Source organism: Rheinheimera pacifica (assembly GCF_024809855.1).
GTDB classification, from domain to species: Bacteria; Pseudomonadota; Gammaproteobacteria; order Enterobacterales; family Alteromonadaceae; genus Alishewanella; species Alishewanella pacifica_A.
On the sequence record NZ_JANUEM010000003.1, the window covers coordinates 382,912 to 403,577 of the forward strand.

Annotated in this window: 16 protein-coding genes; all 16 read left to right on the forward strand. The window is 50.9% G+C overall.

The features are described 5' to 3' along the window. The first annotated feature begins 107 nt into the window (after positions 1-107). The 16 genes from M2404_RS06910 (at position 108) to M2404_RS06985 (ending at position 20,551) form a co-directional block, all read left to right on the forward strand. Positions 108-866: an SDR family oxidoreductase gene (locus tag M2404_RS06910; RefSeq protein ID WP_259238996.1), complete on the forward strand. Its 759-nt coding sequence runs from the start codon at positions 108-110 to the stop codon at positions 864-866. 26 nt (positions 867-892) lie between these two features. Next, positions 893-1,735, forward strand: a complete 843-nt coding sequence (gene kduI / locus M2404_RS06915) for a 5-dehydro-4-deoxy-D-glucuronate isomerase (protein WP_259238997.1) — start codon at positions 893-895, stop codon at positions 1,733-1,735. 82 nt (positions 1,736-1,817) lie between these two features. Next, positions 1,818-2,822, forward strand: a complete 1,005-nt coding sequence (locus M2404_RS06920; RefSeq protein WP_259238998.1) for a TRAP transporter substrate-binding protein — start codon at positions 1,818-1,820, stop codon at positions 2,820-2,822. After that, a complete protein-coding gene (locus M2404_RS06925; protein ID WP_259238999.1) occupies positions 2,819-3,319 on the forward strand; it encodes a TRAP transporter small permease in 501 nt (166 codons plus the stop codon). Before M2404_RS06920 ends, M2404_RS06925 begins: the two co-directional genes overlap by 4 nt. Beyond that, positions 3,319-4,614 carry a TRAP transporter large permease gene (locus tag M2404_RS06930; protein WP_259239000.1) on the forward strand — a complete coding sequence of 432 codons (1,296 nt, stop codon included), beginning with the start codon at positions 3,319-3,321 and terminating at the stop codon, positions 4,612-4,614. The genes M2404_RS06925 and M2404_RS06930 overlap by 1 nt, the downstream gene beginning before the upstream one ends. Before the next feature lie 58 nt (positions 4,615-4,672). Continuing rightward, positions 4,673-5,458, forward strand: coding sequence for an IclR family transcriptional regulator (locus M2404_RS06935; protein ID WP_259239001.1), 786 nt, complete (start codon positions 4,673-4,675; stop codon positions 5,456-5,458). A gap of 10 nt (positions 5,459-5,468) precedes the next feature. Next, a complete protein-coding gene (locus M2404_RS06940; protein WP_259239002.1) occupies positions 5,469-6,503 on the forward strand; it encodes a LacI family DNA-binding transcriptional regulator in 1,035 nt (344 codons plus the stop codon). A gap of 187 nt (positions 6,504-6,690) precedes the next feature. Then, positions 6,691-8,130, forward strand: coding sequence for a glycoside hydrolase family 28 protein (locus M2404_RS06945; RefSeq protein WP_259239003.1), 1,440 nt, complete (start codon positions 6,691-6,693; stop codon positions 8,128-8,130). Between the two features lie 203 nt (positions 8,131-8,333). Continuing rightward, the gene (locus tag M2404_RS06950; RefSeq protein ID WP_259239004.1) at positions 8,334-9,890 is read left to right on the forward strand and encodes a UxaA family hydrolase; all 1,557 of its coding nucleotides are present in this window, start codon (positions 8,334-8,336) and stop codon (positions 9,888-9,890) included. 55 nt (positions 9,891-9,945) lie between these two features. Beyond that, positions 9,946-11,370, forward strand: a complete 1,425-nt coding sequence (gene uxaC / locus M2404_RS06955; protein WP_259239005.1) for a glucuronate isomerase — start codon at positions 9,946-9,948, stop codon at positions 11,368-11,370. Between the two features lie 200 nt (positions 11,371-11,570). Continuing rightward, entirely contained in the window at positions 11,571-13,040 is a 1,470-nt protein-coding gene (locus M2404_RS06960) for a mannitol dehydrogenase family protein (RefSeq protein WP_259239006.1), read from the forward strand. Then, complete coding sequence (gene eda, locus M2404_RS06965; protein WP_259239007.1) at positions 13,040-13,696, forward strand: bifunctional 4-hydroxy-2-oxoglutarate aldolase/2-dehydro-3-deoxy-phosphogluconate aldolase; 657 nt, start codon at positions 13,040-13,042, stop codon at positions 13,694-13,696. The genes M2404_RS06960 and eda overlap by 1 nt, the downstream gene beginning before the upstream one ends. Positions 13,697-13,706: 10 nt before the next feature. Beyond that, positions 13,707-14,663: a sugar kinase gene (locus M2404_RS06970; protein ID WP_259239008.1), complete on the forward strand. Its 957-nt coding sequence runs from the start codon at positions 13,707-13,709 to the stop codon at positions 14,661-14,663. A gap of 271 nt (positions 14,664-14,934) precedes the next feature. After that, entirely contained in the window at positions 14,935-16,548 is a 1,614-nt protein-coding gene (locus M2404_RS06975; protein ID WP_259239009.1) for an NADP-dependent glyceraldehyde-3-phosphate dehydrogenase, read from the forward strand. Continuing rightward, on the forward strand, positions 16,548-17,696 hold the full coding sequence (gene pelA, locus M2404_RS06980; RefSeq protein ID WP_259239010.1) for a pectate lyase: 1,149 nt from the start codon (positions 16,548-16,550) through the stop codon (positions 17,694-17,696). The genes M2404_RS06975 and pelA overlap by 1 nt, the downstream gene beginning before the upstream one ends. Positions 17,697-17,800: 104 nt before the next feature. Continuing rightward, positions 17,801-20,551 carry an FAD-binding and (Fe-S)-binding domain-containing protein gene (locus M2404_RS06985; protein ID WP_259239011.1) on the forward strand — a complete coding sequence of 917 codons (2,751 nt, stop codon included), beginning with the start codon at positions 17,801-17,803 and terminating at the stop codon, positions 20,549-20,551. Positions 20,552-20,666 lie beyond the last annotated feature (115 nt).

Consider the following 20,666-nt stretch of genomic DNA (forward strand, 5'->3'; position numbering starts at 1 on the left):
AACTGATTGATTAGTTGATATTTTAGAGTTGTTTCGAATTTTAATTTTGTTCCATATATGAACGAAATGTCGTGATGACAAAGTTTATTTAAACGCAGGAGGCCATTATGGCAGCATTATTTTCTCTCGCCGGGCAGACCGCTTTAGTTACCGGTGCCAGCCGTGGTTTGGGCCAGGCTATTGCTGTAGCGCTGGCACAGGCAGGAGCCAGAGTGCTATGTGCCAGTTCAACTGTTGCAGGCAGCCGCGACACAGTAGCAATGATCACCGAACAAGGCGGAACTGCCATTGGTTTAGCTGCGGATTTAAGTAACGAAGCTGAGGTAGAACAATTAGCGCAGCAGGCGCTGGCACAAGGCACAGTTGAGATTCTGGTGAACTGCGGCGGTACTATCTTCCGCGCCCCGGCGCATCAGTTTCCGATGAACGAGTGGCACAAAGTCATTGCCGTAAACTTAGACGCAGCCTTTTTGTTAAGCCAGCGTTTAGGCGCTGAGATGATTAAACGCCAGCAGGGTAAAATTATTAATATCGCTTCAATGCTGTCGTACAGCGGCGGTATTACCGTACCGGCATACACTGCCAGTAAACATGCTATTGCCGGTGTAACTAAAGCACTGGCCAACGAATGGGCACAACACAATATTCAGGTTAATGCCATTGCCCCCGGCTATTTCCGTACCGACAACACTGCAGCGCTGCAGGCCGATACCGAGCGTAATGCTGCTATTACTGCGCGTATTCCGGCAGCACGCTGGGGTGAGCCGGAAGATTTAGCCGGTGCTGCGGTGTTTCTGGCATCAAATGCCAGCAATTATGTTAATGGCCATGTACTGGCGGTAGATGGTGGCTGGCTGGCGCGCTAAACAATTTATTTTTAACTGAGGTTTTTATGACTGTTTTATTTGAAAGCCGTTACCCGACACATCCGGATGACGTAAAACACTATGACACTGACGAGTTACGCCAGCATTTTCTGGTAGATAACCTGATGCAGGCCGACAAGCTGGTGCTGTGTTACACCCATTACGAGCGCGTTATTGTTGGCAGCGCTGTACCGGTAAACGCACCGGTAAACCTTGATGCGCCAGAGCCGCTTAAAGCGCAGTTTTTTCTGCAACGCCGCGAGTTGGGTATTATCAACGTTGGAGGTACCGGCAAAGTATCGGTAGATGGCACCGATTACGAGCTGAAAAACACCGAAGCGCTGTATGTTGGTATGGGCGCACGCGATGTGAGTTTCCATAGTGCAGATAGCACAAAGCCTGCCAAATTCTATTTGAATTCTGCCCCGGCGCATCATGCGTACCCAACTAAACACCTGACGATGGATAATTGCACTGTGCTGCAAATGGGCGCGCTGGAAACCTCAAACGAGCGCGCTATTCATCAGTTGATGATTAACGATGTGGTGCAAACCTGTCAGTTGCAAATGGGCTTAACCGTGCTGAAACCCGGCAGTGTATGGAACACCATGCCGGCGCACCAGCACGACCGGCGTATGGAAGCGTATTTCTATTTTAACCTCGGTGATGAGCAGCGTGTGTGCCACTTTATGGGCCAGCCACAGCAAACCCGGCATATCTGGGTAGCGAATGAACAGGCGGTAGTGTCACCGGCGTGGTCTATTCACAGTGGTTGCGGCACCAGTAATTATGCCTTTATCTGGGGTATGGCCGGTGAAAACCTGGATTACCACGATATGGATAAATTTCCTGCCAGCGCTATGAAATAGCGTTGGTGTTACGCTGCCACTGGCAGCTGTTTCTGAGTAAGGCATGCGTTCAGATATGCCACTCAACAGGGTAGGACGAGTTATGAAAAATTTCACCCGGCGGGCCAGCGGCCTGCTGCTGGTTGCGGCTGCTCTGCTGGTCGGCTGTAAGCCACAGCAGGAAGTCACCACTTTACGGTTGGCGCATGCACTGGATCAGGAACATGTAGTACACAAAGCCATGGTGCTAATGGGCGAGCGGCTTGAGCATTATTCCAACGGCACTATGCGGATTGAGATCTACAGCGGCGGCCAGCTTGGCAATGAACGCGAATTAGTTGAGCTGCTGCAAATTGGCAGCCTGGCAATGACCAAGGTATCGGCCAGTTCAGTAGAAAGCTTTGTACCGCAAATGCGCGTATTTAGTGTGCCCTATATTTTTAATGACAATGCCCATTTATGGCAGGTGCTAAATGGTAAAACCGGCACTGAATTGCTGATGGCGTTGCAACCGGCACGCTTACGCGGCCTGGGCTACTATGACGCCGGAAGCCGCAGTTTTTACTCTACCAATACTGAAATTAATACCCCGGCTGATTTACGCGGCAAAAAATTCCGCGTGCTGGCCAGCCAAACCGCAGTGCGGATGGTTGAGGAGTTAGGTGGTGCTGCCACGCCGGTAGATTGGGGTGAGCTGTATACCGCTTTGCAGCAGGGCGTAGTTGATGGCGCAGAAAATAACCCACCGAGTTTTTACTTATCGCGCCATTATGAATTAAGCAAATACTACACCCTCGACGAGCATACCGCTGTACCGGATGTACTGATTGTCAGCCTGCCGGTATGGCAGGATTTAACGCCACAGCAGCAGGAATGGCTGCAGCGCGCTGCGAATGACTCAATCGTCTATCAGCGTGAGGCCTGGCAGCTATCCTCTGATGAAGCTCTGGCCGCTGTAGAAGCAGCCGGTGTAAAGGTTATATATCCGGATAAGCAGCCGTTTCGTGATGCGGTAGCGCCGTTTCATCAAAGCCTGCAACAAACCGATATCGGCCCCTTACTGCAGCAAATAGCCGAGATCGGCGCGCAAATGGAGGCAAAAAAATGACTAAGTTAATCCACTTCGTTGACACCTTACTTAAATGGTTTTTGGCCGGGCTGATGGGCGCCATAGTGCTGGTGGTGTGTTGGCAGGTTGTATCGCGCTATGCATTAAACGCGCCCAGCTCAGTGACAGAAGAATTATCGCGTACCCTTTTGATCTGGATTGGAATGGTAGGCGCTGCGTTTGCTTACCGCACCGGTGTGCATCTTGGGTTGGATATTGTTACCCGCCGCTTTAATGCTGCGTTGCAAAATAAGCTGGCCATGGCGTTAACAGCATCGGTCGTTATTTTTGCCATCGTCGTTATGGTGGTGGGTGGCGGTAACCTGGTAGCGCTAACCTGGGAGCTGAATCAGATGTCTGCCTCGCTGGGTATTAAGATGGCTTATATCTATATTGCGGTGCCGTTGTCAGGTGTGCTGATTGCTTTTTATGGTATTTGCCAGTTGTATTTTATGGTTTGTAACAAACCGGTACCGGTAGTAGAGGGGATGCACTAATGGAAATGGCTATTCTGGTTTTGCTGCTGGTATTTTTCGGCCTGTTGCTGCTTAACGTACCTATATCATTTTGTATTGGCCTGGCAACGCTGGCCACTATGCTGCTTAGTGTCGACTTTATGCCGGCAGTTACTACCATGGCACAGCGTATGGCGGGTGGGATTAACAGCTTTGCGCTGCTGGCGATTCCGTTTTTTGTGCTATCGGGGCTGATTATGGGCCGTGGTGGTATTGCTAAACGGCTTATTGAATGTGCTATGGCGCTGGTAGGTATGTTGCCAGGGGGGCTGGCACTGGTTAATGTCATGTCTTGTATGTTTTTCGGCGCGATCTCAGGTTCTGCCGTAGCGGCAACCTCGGCTATAGGTAGTTTTATGCTGCCGGAGATGAAAAAGCAGGGCTATGACGTAAACTACAGTGCGGCTGTAACTGCGGCGGCAGCCACTACCGGTATGCTTATTCCGCCCAGCAATATTCTAATTGTTTACGCGATTGCCAGCGGTGGCGTATCTATTGCTGCGTTGTTTATTGCCGGTTATTTACCGGGTATTTTGCTTGGCTTGGCGCTGATGATCGTTTGTGCCGGTTACGCCAAAATTAAGGGATACCCGGTTGGCGCACGGTTGCCGTTAAAGCTGGTGGTACAAAAAGTAGCTGCGGCTGTTCCCAGCTTATTTATGATATTTCTGGTGATTGGCGGTATTGTCAGCGGCGTATTTACGGCTACTGAGGCTGGCGCTATAGCGGTAGTGTATTCACTTATTTTAGCCGTAGGTTTTTACCGCGAAGTTAAAACCACTGAACTACCAGGCATTTTGATGAAAGCCGCAGAAACCACAGCGATTGTGCTGGCGCTTATTGCTACCTCATCAGCTATGTCATGGATTTTATCTTACGAGCAAATTCCACAAGCCATCAGTGCTGGCATGCTGACGATCAGTGAAAACCCGCTGTTAATTCTGTTGATGATAAATCTGATTTTACTGCTGGTGGGCGCCTTTATGGACATGACCCCGGCAGTACTTATTTTTACGCCGATTTTCCTGCCGGTAGCGGTAGAGCTGGGCATGAGTCCGCTGCATTTTGGCATTATGATGGTGTTGAACCTGTCGATTGGCCTGGTATCACCGCCGGTAGGCAGCGTGCTGTTTGTTAGCTGTGCTATTGCCAAAACCAAGCTGGAGGCTATTTTGCGGCCGTTATTACCGATGTATCTGGCAATGTTTGTGGTGCTGATGCTGGTTACTTATATCCCGGCAATCAGTGAGTGGTTACCAAAGCAGTTTGGTTTTTAACCGGCTTGTTTCTTAACCAACTTGGTTTTCAACAGATCCTAAACTCAGGAGTTAACCGATGGTAAGCTACGTGATTCCCAATCTGGCCAATGCCTGCCGTATTCTGTCGCTGGTGACAGAGTCGGATCAGGGCCTGAGTTTAACTGAACTTGAACAGCGTTTAGCGGTGCCGCGAACGACAGCGTTTCGCATATTACAAACCCTGTGCCAGGAGCAGGTGCTGGAAAAACACGGCAAGCGCTATCTGGTGGGGGCTCAGCTGTTCAAAATGGGTCTGAGTTTATTAAGTTCACAGCGCCTGCAGCAACAAGCTTTGCCTATGTTGCAGCAACTGGCGCTGACTACCGGTTTAAGCTGCCATTTGGCCTTACCACATGCCAAAGGCGCTTTGCTGGTAGAAGTATGCGATAGCCCTAATCCACAACGTTTAGCCGCAAGGCCGGGCACCATTGCCGATTTTAACTGCTCTGCCAGCGGTAAAGTGTTTTTGGCGTTTCATCATTTTGACAGGTTAACAGCATTAGCCGACGCCGGGTTGTTTAAGCGCCGTACCTCGCACAGCCTGGTGCAGCCAAATGAGCTAACAACAGAGTTGCAGCGGATACTGGCACGCGGTTATGCTAGCGACGATATGGAATACCATGATGACGTGCGCTGTCTGGCGGTACCAATCCGCGACAGCCAGGGCGCTGTAGTGGCTGCTGTCGGTGTTACCGGGCCACTGGTGTTGTTTGCCAAAAAAGCTCAAACCGATCTAATCGCCAGCGTAAAGCAAACGGCGATCGATATCGCACTTTGTACTTACAGGCCGCAACTGGTCGCTAACAGTGCGCGTGGTCAATAAGATGAGACTTATGCAAAAACAAGCCACGATAAATGATGTTGCCCGTATTGCCGGTGTATCCAAACGCACGGTATCACGGGTTATTAACGGTTCGCTTAGTGTCGGTGACACTACCCGTACCCGGGTAGAAAAGGTCATCAGCGAGTTAAAATATTCGCCTAATACTCAGGCGCGGGGGCTGGCGTCCAGCCGTTCGTACCTGCTCGGCCTTATTTACGATAACCCCGATGCGCTTTATCTGGATGATGTACAACGTGGTGTGCTGGAAGTATGTTCTAACCTCGGTTACGAGCTGGTAGTGCATCCGTGCCGTTACCGCAGTGAAACCCTGGTGCAGGACTGCCTGCGTTTTATGCAGCGCTCTAAGCTGGATGGCGTTATCGTATTGCCGCCGGTGTCAGAATCTGAAACGCTGGCGCAGGCGCTAAAAGAATCCGGCAGTGCTTATGTGCGTTTAAGCTCGGTTGCGCTGGATGAAGCCAAACACATAGTCGTGTCAGACGACAGAGCCGCTGCTGCTGAAATGGCACGCTATTTTGCCCAATTGGGGCATGAGCATATTGCTTTTATCAGCGGGCCGCAGCGTTATAAATCGTCAACCGAGCGGATGGAGGGCTTTCAGCTCGGGCTATCGGCCTATGGTATTAAACTGCGGCCAGACTGGATTATTGAAGGTAATAATACTTACGAAACCGGCATAGAATGTGCGCGGCAGTTGCTACAGGCAGAAGAAAAGCCCAGCGCTATTTTTGCCAATAATGATCAGATGGCTGCCGGTGTATTAAAGGTAGCACACAGCCTGGGCATTAAAGTGCCAGAGCAGTTATCAGTAGCTGGCTTTGATGACAATATGCTGGCCTCGCGGGTGATACCGGCGTTAACCACGATAAAAAGGCCGGTGCGGCAAATGGCGCTACTGGCTACCAGCAAGCTGATTATGTCAATAGAAAACAACGACAAAGCAGCCTCTAACGTTGCAGCTAAAGTGGCACCCACTCTGGTAGTGCGTGAGTCAACAGCCAGAGTAGCCGGTAGTAGCGACTAAGCGGTTTTTATTCAGGTTTTAAATCAGACAAACTTTATTTGCTACCGCTGGCAAAAAAGTTGCCGATTTGCTTGCCACCGGTGGCAAATTGGTTATTATAGTATCAGCAACCAACTTACTTCAGTTGAAAATAAGGTAACGGCGCCGCTAACTGTAATAACGGTGCCCACCAAAAAAGAGGTTACTAATGACAGACAGACAAAAACGACAACATTTAAAAACCTTAGGGCTGGCTGGTGCCGGCTTATCTTTATGGTCATTAAACGGCTGCTCGTCTGTGTCTGCTGTTGCAACCTCTTCCAGTGATGCTGCCGACGCTGTGCTATGGCAGCAAGCCGATGCCATTATTGCTGCTATTGCACCTACTACCTTTGCCAAACGTGATTTTGTTATTACTGAATTTGGTGCCAAAGCTGGCATTGATAGCAGTGATGCCATCAAAGCCGCCATTGCCGCCTGCGCTGCTGCCGGTGGTGGCCGTGTAGTGGTACCCGCCGGGCGTTTTAACACCGGGCCGGTGCATTTAAAATCTAACGTTAACCTGCACCTGCAAAAAGATGCCGTATTATCGTTTTACCCTGAACCAGAGCGTTACCTGCCTGCGGTGTTTACCCGTTGGGAAGGTGTAGAGTTAATGGGCTATTCGCCACTGATTTATGCCTTTGAGCAGGAAAACATTGCTGTAACCGGTGAAGGTATTCTCGAAGGTAATGGCAGTAATACACAGTGGTGGCCGTGGAAAGGGAAGTGGAAACACACCCCCTGGGAGCTTGACGCGAAAACCGACCAGGCCAACACCCGTACACCATTATTTGATATGGCCGAAGCCGGGGTGCCGGTAGCAGAGCGTATATTTACCGAAAACTACTTAAGACCACCGTTTATTCAGCCATATCGCTGCAAGCGCGTGTTGATTGAAGGGGTTACCATTCGTAACTCGCCATTTTGGCTGATTAATCCGGTGCTGTCAGAAGATGTGATAGTGCGCGGCGTAAATTGTGTTAGCCACGGGCCGAATTCAGACGGTTGTAACCCGGAATCCAGCAACCGGGTATTAATTGAAAACTGTTTGTTTGATACCGGTGATGATTGTATTGCGCTGAAATCTGGCCGTAATAACGATGGTCGCCGTTTGGCAACGCCGGTACAAAATGTGGTGATCCAGGATTGTATGATGCGTGCCGGCCACGGTGGCGTGGTACTGGGCAGTGAGATTTCCGGTGGTGCGCGTAATATTTTCGCCCGCCGCTGCCGTATGAGCAGCCCGGATTTAGATCGCGGCATTCGTATTAAAACCAACTCGGTACGCGGCGGTTTAATTGAAAATATCTATATCCGCGATATTGATATCGGCGAAGTAAAAGACGCTATCGTGATTAACTTCTTCTACGAAGAAGGTGATGCTGGTTCGCACCTGCCGCAGGTGAAGAATTTGCATATCAGTAATTTACGCGTACAAAAAGCGCAGCGTGCCTTTGAGCTGCGCGGTTTTGAGCGGGCGCCGATTAGTGGTGTTAGTTTGCACCATGTGCAGTTTAACCAAACCGCCAGTATAGGCGTGCTGGAGAATGTGGCGCAGATTGATCAGTTCGATCTAACGTTAAATGGTGAAGCACTGCAGCTATAGTTTTACGGGAAGTACTACGGTGCTTAGAGGGAGAATCGACTTGCCCTAAGCCAACCGTTGACGGCATGGATGCCGGAATCGAGCCTACAGGGACGTATTTACGGCGTGTTGGTGTGGGCAAGTCGGTTCGAGCAAAACACTATAGTCAGATATTTTTTTAAACCCAGTTTGCCACCGCTAGACAAGGTGCAGGAAGGCTGAACATGAGCACAGAGCAAAAACCCGGTTGCAGTACCAAACTGGATACACCGGCAGATATCGGCGAGCAATTGCAGGTGTTGCAGGTACACCCGCGCGACAACGTAGTAGTAGCACTGCAACCGCTGGCGCAGGGCGTGGCGTTGCCAGAGCCTTTTGCGCAGTTAACCGCACAGCAGGCTGTACCGGCCGGACATAAAGTGGCACTGGTTGATATTGCCAAAGGCGAGAGTGTTATTAAATACGGTTTTGCCATTGGCGCTGCGACAACTGATATTAAAGCCGGTGAACATATTCATTCGCATAACCTGGCAACAAAACTAAGCGGCCAGATTAATTACCGCTATGATGGCTGTCAGGCTCAGCCGTTAGCGTTTCCGGCTGGTTTACCGACAGAATTTATGGGCTACCGCCGCAGCAATGGCAAAGTGGGTACCCGCAATGAGCTTTGGATCATCAACACAGTAGGCTGCGTTAACCGCGCGGCCATGCGGGTAGCCGAACAGGCGCGTAAACAGTACGGCGATGATATCGACGGTATTTATGCTTTTACCCATCCGTTTGGTTGCTCTCAGCTCGGAGATGATTTAGATCATACCCGTCGCTTACTGGCCGGGCTTATTCAGCACCCGAATGCTGGCGGAGTTTTGGTCATGGGTTTAGGCTGTGAAAATAATCAGCTAAGCAAGTTACTGGCCGCAAGCCCTGGCGTTGATCTCAGCCGCATTCGCTCATTCAATGCCCAGCAGGTGGAAGATGAAATAGAGCAGGGGCTGGCTGCAGTGGAAGAACTGGTAGCAAAAATGCGTGATGACAAACGCACGCCATGCCCCGTGTCAGATTTAGTCATGGGTATGAAATGCGGTGGTTCTGATGGTTTAAGTGGTTTAACCGCTAACCCGCTGGTGGGGCGCATTGCCGATTTAGTGGCAGCAGCTAATGGCAAGGTAGTACTGACTGAGACACCGGAAATGTTTGGCGCTGAACAAGTGTTTATGGCGCGGGCGCAAAACGAACAGGTGTTTGGCGATATTGTTACCCTGGTGAACGATTTTAAGCAGTACTTTATCGACAACAAACAGCCGGTGTATGAAAACCCGAGCCCCGGTAATAAAGACGGCGGCTTAACCACGCTGGAAGAAAAATCGCTCGGCGCCATTCAAAAAGGTGGCTCTGCGGTAGTAAACCAGGTGATCCGCTACGGCGATATGGCCAGCCAAAGTGGCTTAACGTTACTTGAAGGGCCGGGTAATGATGCGGTGTCATCTACCGCGTTAACTGCTGCCGGTGCTACCTTACTGCTGTTTACCACCGGCCGGGGCACACCGCTGGGCTTTCCGGCACCGACAGTAAAAATTTCGTCGAACTCCTCTTTGGCTGCACGCAAGCCGCAGTGGATTGATTTTGATGCCGGTGGCCTGCTGAAAAAAGGCCAGGACGCCGGGCAATTCAGCCATGACTTTTTCCGTTATCTGATTGATGTTGCCTCAGGCAAAGCTACGCGCAATGAGCAATCAGACAACCGTGAAATTGCCATCTGGAAAAACGGCGTGACGCTCTGATGCGTGAAATTAATAAAATATTGAATTTAAACACTTTTAATAACAGGACTTGAACATGGCACAGAGTCGTCGCTTAGAACTGCACCCGGACCGCTTATTTCCGTCAGATCCGGTGGTGCGCGATATCGCCCGGCGTTTATATCAGCAAATTAAAGACTTGCCTATCGTTAGCCCGCACGGCCATACCGATCCGCGCTGGTTTGCGGAAGACGCCAACTGGGATAATGCTACAGCTTTATTGTTGCTGCCGGATCACTATGTGTTTCGCATGCTGTACAGCCAGGGTATTAAGCTGGAAGAGCTGGGCATCCGCCGTAAAGATGGCGCCGTGGTGGAAAGCGATTACCGCAAAATTTTCCATATTTTTGCCAAACATTATTACCTGTTTCGCGGCACACCGTCGCGCATCTGGCTCGACACGGTATTTCACGACGTATTCGGCTTAACCGAAACCCTGTGTGAAGAAACCGCAGATCACTACTACGACAGCATTAACGCCCAACTGGCAAAACCTGAGTTTAAGCCACGTGCGTTGTTAGAGCGTTTTAATATCGAGCTAATCGCTACCACCGAAGGCGCATTAAACGACTTAAAACATCATGCCAAACTAAAAGGCAGCGGTTTTGAAACCCGTGTTATTACCACCTTTCGACCCGACGATGTGGTAGATGCCGACCGCGCCGATTTCGCTGCTAACGTGGCCAAATTAGGCGAAATTACCGGCGAAGACACGAAAAGCTGGCAAGGCTATCTGGCAGCACTACGCAAGCGCCGTAAGGTGTTTCGTGAGCATGGCGCTACCGCCACCGATCACGGCCATCCAACCGCTATTACCGCCGATTTAGCCATGAAAGATGCTGCAGCATTATTCCAGCGCTGTTTAAGTGGCAAAGCCACACCGGCAGAAACCGAGCTGTTCCGCGGCCAAATGCTGACAGAAATGGCCGGTATGAGCCTGGAAGATGGCATGACGATGCAAATTCACCCCGGTGCGCACCGTAACCATAACAAAGTGATTTTTGAGCGTTTTGGTGCCGATAAAGGCGCAGATATTCCAAGCCCGACCGAATACGTGCAGGCATTAAAACCACTGCTGCAAAAATACGGCAACGAAGCCAGTTTAAACATTATTTTGTTTACGCTGGATGAAACCACCTACGCCCGTGAACTGGCGCCACTGGCAGGCCATTATCCGGCGTTAAAACTCGGCCCGGCCTGGTGGTTCCACGACAGCCCGGAAGGCATGCTGCGTTTTCGCCATCAGGTAACCGAAACCGCCGGTTTTTATAACACTGTAGGTTTTAATGACGATACGCGGGCGTTTTTATCAATACCGGCACGGCATGACGTAGCAAGGCGCATAGACTGCCGCTTTTTGGCAGGTTTAGTGGCCGAGCACCGCTTAACGGAAGAAGAAGCCGGTGAGTTAGCCTATGAGCTGACTTATGGCCTGGTAAAGAAAGCGTATCAACTAAAGTAAATTGCTTTGTGAGCAACACACGGACTTCACCGCGAAGCTCAGTAATAGCTAAACAAAGCGTCTGCCGCATGGATGCGGCAGAGGAGCCCCCAGGGACGGGTTCACGGCGTCTTTGTGTGCTGTTACTGAGTGAAGCCGCATATGAACGAGTCTTGGTGTGTTGCCTGACCGCGGAGCCTAAACCAAATGGCAAAAAACTGATGACACAATTAAACAATCAGACTCTGGCGAGCTTAAACGGCAAGCTGCCAATACCGGCCTACCGGCTGGCAGAGCAAAAGCCGCAAATCGGCATCGTGCATTTAGGCCCAGGTGCGTTTTTCCGCGGCCATCAGGCCTGGTACACCGAACAGGCGCTGCAATTTGGCGGCGATTGGGCCATCAGCGCCGTATCAATGCGATCACCTGATGTCAGCCAGGCATTATCACCGCAAGATGGTTTGTATACCCTGGCCGTGCTGGATGCCGTACAAAGCTATCAGGTTATCGGTTCGGTGCAGGAAGTACTGATCGCCAGCGAGCAGTATAACCAGGTATTAGCGCGCTTAACGGCTGCCAGCACCAAATACGTTACCATGACGATTACCGAAAAAGGCTACTGCCTAAATGGTAGCGGCAAGCTGGATTTAAGCCACAGCCAGATTCAGCAGGACTTAACCGGCAATAGCCAACCGATAACTGCCATTGGCTTGCTGTTTACCGCACTGGCGGTGCGTTATCAGGCTAATATTGCTCCGTTTTGTGTTATTAGCTGCGACAACCTTACCGACAACGGCCATAAGCTGCGTAATGCCTTAATCGCTTTTGCCGGGCAAAAAGACCCGACTATCGCCAACTGGCTCAGCCAGCAACTGATCAGCCCCTGCACTATGGTAGACAGCATTACCCCGGCCACCGACGACGCTATTAAAGCTCAGGTTGCAGGAGTATTGGGCGTACAGGATAACTGGCCTATTAAGCGCGAAGCTTTTGTGCAGTGGGTTATTGAAGATATTTTACCGGCCGACCGGCCAGCCTGGCAGCAAGCCGGGGTGATCTACGCCCAGGATGTTACTGCCTTTGAAAAAGCCAAACTGCGTTTACTCAACGCGCCGCATTCTACACTGGCCTATGTAGGCTGCTTGCTGGGCTATGAAACCGTATTTGATGCCATGCAGGATAAGGTGCTAACGCAGTTTATTCAGCAAATGATCACTGCTGAAATTATGCCGTCGTTCAAAGCCCCGGCCGAGTTGGATATTAACCAGTACAGTGAGGATATATTAGCGCGGTTTCGTAACCCGGCCATCCGCCACTTGCTGGCGCAAATTGCCTGGGATGGCTCACAAAAGCTACCCATGCGCATACTGCCAGCCATCAGTGATAACTTAGCTGCCGGTAAACCTATTGCAAAACTGGCCTTTGCTATTGCTGCCTGGTGTCGTTTTATTGTTAAACGTTACAACGATAACGAAAAACTGGTTGACCCACTGGCAGAGCAGCTACTGGCCGTTGCGGCGCAGTGCAGCGGTAATGCCGATACCGACATAGCACTGTTTTTAGCTGTTGATGCGGTGTTTCCGGCGCAGCTAAGTTTAAACAAAACATTCTTTAGTGCAGTGCATACTGCCTATCAGCAATTAGTATCCCGCCCAGCCACTGCGCTGGAAGCTTTTACAGGAGTTGTTTAATGTCGTCTTTACCGCCGTTATTATCATCATTGGTCAAGGGGCCGGCATTATTACCCATTATTCAGGCCGAGACACCGCATGAAGCGGTATTGATTGCGAAAGCATTGCAGGATGGCGGCGTAGGCTCGGTTGAAGTGGTACTGCGCACCCGGCAGGCCTTAGCCGCTATTACTGCTATCCGCACTGCGTTACCAGATTTATTGGTTGGCGCCGGTACTATATTGTCGGCAGCTGATGCCAACGCCTGTAAAGATGCCGGCGCGCAGTTTCTGGTTAGCCCGGCCAGCACGCCGAAGCTTTTGGAAGCAATGATCGATACCGGCCTGCCATTGGCGCCCGGCGTAGCTACACCATCGGAAATTGCTATGGCGTACGAATATGGTTTACGCGAGGTTAAGTTTTTCCCGGCGCATTTATCCGGCGGTATTGAAATGCTAAAGGCGCTTAGCGGTGTATTCCAGCAAGTAAAATTTTGCCCCACCGGCGGCATTGGTCAGCATAATCTGGCCGAGTTTTTGGCGCAGAAAAATGTGTTTGTAGTAGGTGGCTCCTGGTTAACCCCGGCTAATCTGGTAAAAGCGCAGCAGTGGAGCCAGATCACCGCTTTGGCTGCTGAGGCAACTGCAATAGCCAAACAGATTAAAGCCGCAGCTTAAGGAGCAAGGCATGAGCAAACGTATTGTCATTATGGGTGAGTGCATGGTCGAGCTGTATCAGCTGGTCGACAATGTGTATCACCAGAATTTTGCCGGTGATGTGTTTAATACCGCGGTGTATTTAAAGCGCACCTGCGAAAACCCGGTAGATGTACAGTTTTTTACTGCAGTAGGTACCGATCTTATCAGTGACAAGCTGGTGCGGGCCGTAGAGCGGGAGAAAATAGACACCAGTCTGATGCTGCGTACTAAAACCGCCCGGCCAGGCCTGTATATGATTAATACCGATGCTTTTGGCGAGCGCAGCTTTGTGTACTGGCGCGACAGCTCGGCAGCAAAGCAGGTGTTGCAGTGCTTTAATGCCCAATTAAACTACGATGCCATTAAAAGCTGCGATATGTTTTATTTCTCCGGCATTACGCTGGCGATTTTATCCGATGCCGACAGAGCACAGTTATTCGAGCTGGTCAGCCGGTTAAAAGCCGATGGCAGCCAGATAATCTTTGACCCGAATTACCGCCCTGCGCTGTGGCCTAATGCTGAAGCGGCCAAAGCGGCCTTTATTCAGGCTTACAGCCTGGCTGATATGGCGCTGCCAGGCCTGGACGACCATCGGGTGCTGTTTGATGCACAAACTACTAATGATGTGGTTGCGCAGCTGACGGAGCTGGGTGTAGCGGAAATTATTGTTAAAGATGGCAAAAATGGTATTAACGGCCGTTATCAACAGCAGGGTTTTACTGCGTTGGCGCACCCGGTGAAAAAAGTGGTAGATACCACAGCAGCAGGCGATTCGTTTAACGGCGGTTACCTGGCTGCGCGTTTAGGCGGCATTGCACCGCAGCATGCAGTGAAGTTTGCTGCCCGCTTAGCGGGGTTTGTGGTGGAGCATACCGGCGCTATTGTCGGCAAGGATCACTTTAACGGCTTTTGGGCGCAAAACCGGCCTTCTGTGTTTGTGAAGTGAGTATTTAGCCGGTATCGGTGGTTGGTGACGCCGCAATAAAACACGCAGACACGCTGTAAACCCATCCGTGGGGTCTCCTCTCCCGCATCCATGCGGGAGACGGTCTGCTTAGTTTTTTCCGGCATCACTACCGCAGTACATCGGGTGTTGTAACCGGAAACAGTTAACAGCACAAGAATTCAGAAAAAAACAAGATCCGGCCCAAGCCGGGCAAGCGTCGCATCTGACCCTGACTAACAACCAAGTCAATTTTTGTTAGAAGGAGCAAGGCATGAGTTTAGCAACAGTTTTTCCGCAAGCGGCTGATATACCGGCAGAGTTTGCCCATAAAGCAGAAATAACCCAACGCGAGTATTTGTTAAACGGCGAGTTGGTGCAGTGGCAGGGCGAGCTTAGCCCGGTGGTAAGTCCAATTTATGTACGAAATAGCGATAGCTTACAGCAAGTAGTGCTGGGCCATACGCCATTATTAGATGGTGAAACTGCGCTTAAAGCCCTAGACAGTGCCGTAAAAGCCTACGACTTAGGCCGTGGCGCCTGGCCTACTATGGCAGTGCTGGAACGTATTCAGCATGTAGAGAAATTCCTTGGCTTAATGCAATTGCAGCGCGACGAAGTTATCCGTCTGCTAATGTGGGAAATCGGCAAAACCTACCCGGATGCGGCGAAAGAATTCGACCGCACCTGTGACTATATCCGCGATACTATCGAAGCGTTAAAACAGCAAGACAGAGACGCCAGCCACTTTATTATTGAGCAGGGTAGCCTGGGTAAAATCCGCCGGGTACCGGTGGGCGTCGCGCTGTGTATGGGGCCGTTTAATTATCCGCTAAATGAAACCTTTACCACGCTTATTCCTGCGCTGATCATGGGTAACACCGTGATCTTTAAACCGGCAAAATACGGCGTATTGCTTATTCAGCCACTGCTGCAGGCGTTTTTGCAAAGCTTTCCGCCAGGTGTCATTAACATTATTTACGGCCGTGGCCGTGAAACCGTTGGCGTGTTGATGGAAAGCGGCAAAATAGACCTGTTTGCTTTTATCGGTACAAATAAAGGCGCCAGTGACTTAAAACGTATGCACCCCAAGCCGCACCGGCTGCGGGCTGTGTTGGGGCTGGATGCGAAAAACCCGGCCATTATTCTGCCCGATGCCGAGATGGACCGCACGGTGAAGGAATGCGTAGCCGGTAGTTTGTCGTTTAACGGCCAGCGCTGTACCGCGCTGAAAATTCTGTTTGTGCATCAAAGCCGCGCTGCTGAACTGGTAGACAAGTTAGCAACAGCTATTAGCGCGCTAAAAGCCGGTATGCCTTGGCAAAGTGGCGTGGCGATAACGCCGTTGCCTGAGCCGGGTAAAACGCAGTTTCTGGCAGAGCTGTTAGAAGATGCGCTAAGTAAAGGCGCTAAGCTGCAAAACCCCGGCGGTGGCGAAACGGTAGCCTCTTTGTTTACCCCGGCGCTGTTATATCCGGTAAACAGCAATATGCGGCTGTACAATGAAGAGCAGTTCGGCCCGTTGGTTCCGGTGGTGCCCTATAACGATATTAACGAAGTGATTGATTATGTTGTTAACTCTAACTTTGGCCAGCAGCTGAGTATTTTTGGCCAGAACCCACAGCAAGTGGGTGAACTGGTCGATATTTTTGCTAACCAGGTTGGCCGCATTAATATCAACAGCCAGTGTCAGCGCGGGCCGGATAGCTTTCCGTTTAACGGCCGCAAAGACTCTGCCGAAGGTACGCTGTCGGTGGTAGATGCATTACGGCAGTTCTCAACGCCTACCCTGGTAGCCGCCAAATATCAGCAAGCAGATATCCACTTTGTTAAACAGATGGTAAAAGCGCGCAGCTCGCACTTTTTATCAACGGACTTTTTGTTCTGATGTTATACAAGCTACGCTGGTTACTGCTGGCAGCGGGGTTATTACTGCCTTTAGCTGCCAATGCCAATTACTGGCAGGGGCAGCAGCTCACTGCACAGTGGCAGCAGTATCTGACAGATTCTGCACAACTGCTACAGCAGGATGCCGCGGTGCTGGCGGCTGAACAGCAGGGCAGGCCGGCAGCCGCGGCATTAAAGCACAATGAGTTTGGTTTAACCGGCATTAGTAGCGCGGCAGAAGCGCAAGCCGTGCTAAGCTTTCAAACACCGTCCGGTGGCTGGAGTAAGCGCACCGATATGCGTATTGCCAGGCAAACCGGCCAGCAGTTTGGCTCGGAACCCAATTACGTACCAACCTTTGATAATGACGCCACCAGTACACAATTACAGTGGCTGGCCGATTTTTACCCGCAAGCAACACCACAACTGCAACAGGATATTGCTCAGGCCATAGAACGGGGTATTACGCTGGTGCTGAGTGCGCAATACCCCAATGGCGGTTTCCCGCAATCTTACCCGCTGCGTGGCAGTTATCATGATGCCATAACGCTGAATGACCACGCCCTGTATCAACTGATGCAACTGTTGTGGCAGGTAGCCAATGAGCCGCGCTTTGCTATGTTGGCCAACAGCACAAAAACAGACGCCGCAGCCGCTTTTTATCGCGCAGTGGACTGGCTGCTGGCTAGTCAGGTAATGATGAATGGCAAACGCACGGTGTGGGGCGCGCAGCACCATCCGTTAACCGGTGAGCCGGTAATGGCCCGCAGCTATGAGCTGGCGTCACTGGTTAGCAGTGAAAGTGCCAAAATTCTGCAGTTGCTGCTACGTTACGCGCCGGACTACCCCGGCGTAGCACAAAGCCTGGCGGGTGCTGCCAACTGGTTTAGAGAAAAACAAATCAACGATAAAGCGCGTTACCGCGACGCTGATGGCCGGTTGGCATTAATAGACAGCCCCGGCAGTGTAGTGTGGGCACGGTTTTATGATTTAAAAACAGGCCAGCCGGTATTTTTTGACCGCGATGGCAAAACGTACAACGATGTTAGCCGGGTATCGCTGGAGCGCCAGCGTGGTTATGGCTGGTATCAAAGCGTGGCGGCAGAGTTTCTGGCCGAGTATGCACAAGACAAAATGGCCTGTGAATAATTTATTCATGATTTTATTTTTATAATAAAAAAATTATGCAAGCTGCGCACGAATACCGTATTATCGGTTAATCTGATTTGAGTGAGTTATCGCCAGAGGTTTGCATGCAACCGCAGTTTATTCAGGCCGTTAAACAGCTTATTCCGGCTGAACGTTATTTTGACGACCCTATCGCTACGCTTGCTTTTGGTACTGACGCCAGCTTTTACCGTATGCTGCCCAAGTTAGTGCTGCGCATTGAAAGCGAAGCTGAAGTGGTAGCGCTGCTAAAACTGGCAAACGACTTTAAGGTTGCGCTTACCTTTCGTGCTGCGGGCACCAGTTTATCCGGCCAGGCGGTAACTGACTCTGTGCTGCTGGTGCTGGGCGAAAACTGGCAGCAGCGTGAAGTACGTGGTTTAGGTGAGCAAATACGGTTGCAACCGGGTGTGATTGGCGCGGCGGCTAACAGTGTACTAACAAAGTTTCAGCGCAAAATCGGCCCTGATCCGGCGTCGATTAACAGCTGCAAAATTGGCGGTATAGTAGCGAATAACGCCAGTGGCATGTGCTGCGGCACTGCACACAACAGCTTTAATACTCTTTCGGCAATGCGGCTGGTATTGTTTGACGGCACAGTATTGGATACCGAAGATGCGCAAAGCGTAGCGGCGTTTCGCCACAGCCATGCCAAACTTTTAGCCGAGCTGGCTTTACTGGGTGAGCAAACCCGGGATAACCCCGAGCTTAGCGCCCGGATTCGCCATAAATACCGCTTAAAAAATACCACCGGTTTTTCACTGAATGCGTTAACTGAATTTGCTGATCCTATCGATATTCTGACCCATTTAATGGTTGGCTCCGAAGGCTGCCTCGGTTTTATCAGTGCCGTAACGTATAACACCGTACCGGATTATCCGCACCGCGCCAGCGCGTTGCTGGTGTTCCCGTCGGTGGAAAGCTGCTGCCGGGCGGTAACGCTATTAAAGCAGCAGCCGGTGTCGGCGGTAGAGCTGCTGGACAGGCGCAGCCTGCGCTCGGTAGAGCATAAACCCGGCATGCCTGCATGGGTAAAGGGGTTGTCTGACAATGCCTGCGCGTTGCTGATAGAAAGCACAGCAGTAAATGGCACCGTGTTGCAGCAACAGCTGGCACAGGTGCGCAGTGCTCTGGCAGCTTTTACGCTGGAGCAGCAGGTTGATTTTAGTACTGACCCCACCGTATACAACCAGCTATGGGCAATACGCAAAGGCACTTTCCCGGCAGTAGGGGCGGTGCGTAAAACCGGCACTACGGTGATTATTGAAGATGTTACTTTTCCGGTTGAACAGCTGGCTGAAGGTGTATCACGGCTGCAGCAGTTGTTTGACAAATACTACTACCATGAAGCCATTATTTTTGGCCATGCCTTAGAGGGTAACCTGCATTTTGTTTTTACCCAGGGCTTTGATGATGCGACACAGGTAGCACGTTACGACGCTTTTATGCAGGAAGTCGCGCAACTGGTAGCAGTAGAGTTTGCCGGTTCGCTTAAAGCTGAACACGGTACTGGCCGCAATATGGCACCTTTTGTTGAGCTGGAATGGGGTACTGAAGCTTATAATCTGATGTGGCGGATTAAAAAGTTACTTGATCCGCAACATATTCTGAACCCGGATGTAGTACTCACTTACAACAACCAGCTGCATTTACAAAACCTCAAACCCTTACCTGCAACTAACCCACTGGTAGATAAATGTATAGAATGCGGCTTTTGTGAGCCGGTGTGCCCGTCACGCAAGCTTACTTTAACGCCACGCCAGCGTATTGTTACGCAGCGTGAAATTTCGCGTTTACAGCGCAGTGGTGATGAGCCGGAGCGGTTAGCTGAACTTAATAAAGCTTATCAGTACGCCGGTAACGACACCTGTGCCGCTTGTGGTATGTGCAGTACTGCCTGCCCGGTGAGTATTAATACCGGCGATCTTACCCGGCAGTTACGGGCAGAGCGTAATCGCTCATGGCAGGGGCTGGCGGCTTTTATTGCCCGGCATTTTACGGCAGGATCGGCTATGGCCCGTGTTGGCCTGGCGATGGGCAGCACATTTGCTAAATTGCTGCCGCTACGGGCTTTATGGCATAGCGCTATGCCAACAGCGAATTATCGCAGTAAGGTAGATAACGCTATCCCGGATACTGCATTAAAACCGGTAATCTATCTGGCCAGTTGTTCTGGCCGGGTAATGGCGCCACAGGCAGATAGTAAAGATAAACGCAGCCTGCAGCAGGTAAGTGCCCACTTACTGGCTAAAGCAGGTTATCAGCTGATAATGCCAGAAGGGCTGGCTGGCCAGTGCTGTGGTATGCCGTTTCAATCTAAGGGCCAGTTTGCTGCAGCAACACAAAAGCAGCAAGAGCTGGAGCAATGGCTGCTTAACGTAAGTAATAATGGCGACATTCCTATTTTGTCAGACACCAGCCCGTGCAGTTTAACCCTGCAAGGTAAGCTGGATAGCAGGCTGCGTATATTCGACAGTGTTGATTTTTTGCATGACAAAGTGCTGCCTAAGCTGAATATTACACCGCTTAATGAGCCGGTAGCGCTGCATATTACCTGTAGTGCCAGCCAGTTGGGGCAGGCAGATAAACTCAAACAATTGTTGCGCTCTTGCAGCAGTAATGTGGTGATCCCGGAAGGAATCAGTTGTTGTGGTTTTGCCGGTGATAAAGGCTTTGTATTGCCAGAGTTAAATGCCTCGGCGTTGTCTGGCTTAAAACAGCAGGTCAGTGGCTGTGCCCATGGGGTGTCAACCAGCCGTACCTGCGAAATTGGCTTATCGCGCCACAGCGGTATTGAGTATCAGCATCTGGTGTATCTGCTGGATAAATGCTCTTAGGTTTTCGGCAATACTGCCTCGGAATTTCCTTGCGAGATTGGCAACAACTAAGAAAAGCGTCTGTGGCAGGGATGCCACAGAGGAGCCTACAGGGAGGTATTTACCGCGTCTTTTC

Bases quoted from the DNA above. Each gene is read 5' to 3' on its own strand.
- M2404_RS06945 (WP_259239003.1), top strand. From the start codon at position 6,691: ATGACAGACAGACAAAAACGACAACATTTAAAAACCTTAGGGCTGGCT.
- M2404_RS06925 (WP_259238999.1), top strand. From the start codon at position 2,819: ATGACTAAGTTAATCCACTTCGTTGACACCTTACTTAAATGGTTTTTG.
- M2404_RS06935 (WP_259239001.1), top strand. From the start codon at position 4,673: ATGGTAAGCTACGTGATTCCCAATCTGGCCAATGCCTGCCGTATTCTG.
- M2404_RS06920 (WP_259238998.1), top strand. From the start codon at position 1,818: ATGAAAAATTTCACCCGGCGGGCCAGCGGCCTGCTGCTGGTTGCGGCT.
- M2404_RS06940 (WP_259239002.1), top strand. From the start codon at position 5,469: ATGCAAAAACAAGCCACGATAAATGATGTTGCCCGTATTGCCGGTGTA.
- kduI (WP_259238997.1), top strand. From the start codon at position 893: ATGACTGTTTTATTTGAAAGCCGTTACCCGACACATCCGGATGACGTA.
- uxaC (WP_259239005.1), top strand. From the start codon at position 9,946: ATGGCACAGAGTCGTCGCTTAGAACTGCACCCGGACCGCTTATTTCCG.
- M2404_RS06960 (WP_259239006.1), top strand. From the start codon at position 11,571: ATGACACAATTAAACAATCAGACTCTGGCGAGCTTAAACGGCAAGCTG.
- M2404_RS06930 (WP_259239000.1), top strand. From the start codon at position 3,319: ATGGAAATGGCTATTCTGGTTTTGCTGCTGGTATTTTTCGGCCTGTTG.
- eda (WP_259239007.1), top strand. From the start codon at position 13,040: ATGTCGTCTTTACCGCCGTTATTATCATCATTGGTCAAGGGGCCGGCA.
- M2404_RS06910 (WP_259238996.1), top strand. From the start codon at position 108: ATGGCAGCATTATTTTCTCTCGCCGGGCAGACCGCTTTAGTTACCGGT.
- M2404_RS06970 (WP_259239008.1), top strand. From the start codon at position 13,707: ATGAGCAAACGTATTGTCATTATGGGTGAGTGCATGGTCGAGCTGTAT.
- M2404_RS06985 (WP_259239011.1), top strand. From the start codon at position 17,801: ATGCAACCGCAGTTTATTCAGGCCGTTAAACAGCTTATTCCGGCTGAA.
- pelA (WP_259239010.1), top strand. From the start codon at position 16,548: ATGTTATACAAGCTACGCTGGTTACTGCTGGCAGCGGGGTTATTACTG.
- M2404_RS06975 (WP_259239009.1), top strand. From the start codon at position 14,935: ATGAGTTTAGCAACAGTTTTTCCGCAAGCGGCTGATATACCGGCAGAG.
- M2404_RS06950 (WP_259239004.1), top strand. From the start codon at position 8,334: ATGAGCACAGAGCAAAAACCCGGTTGCAGTACCAAACTGGATACACCG.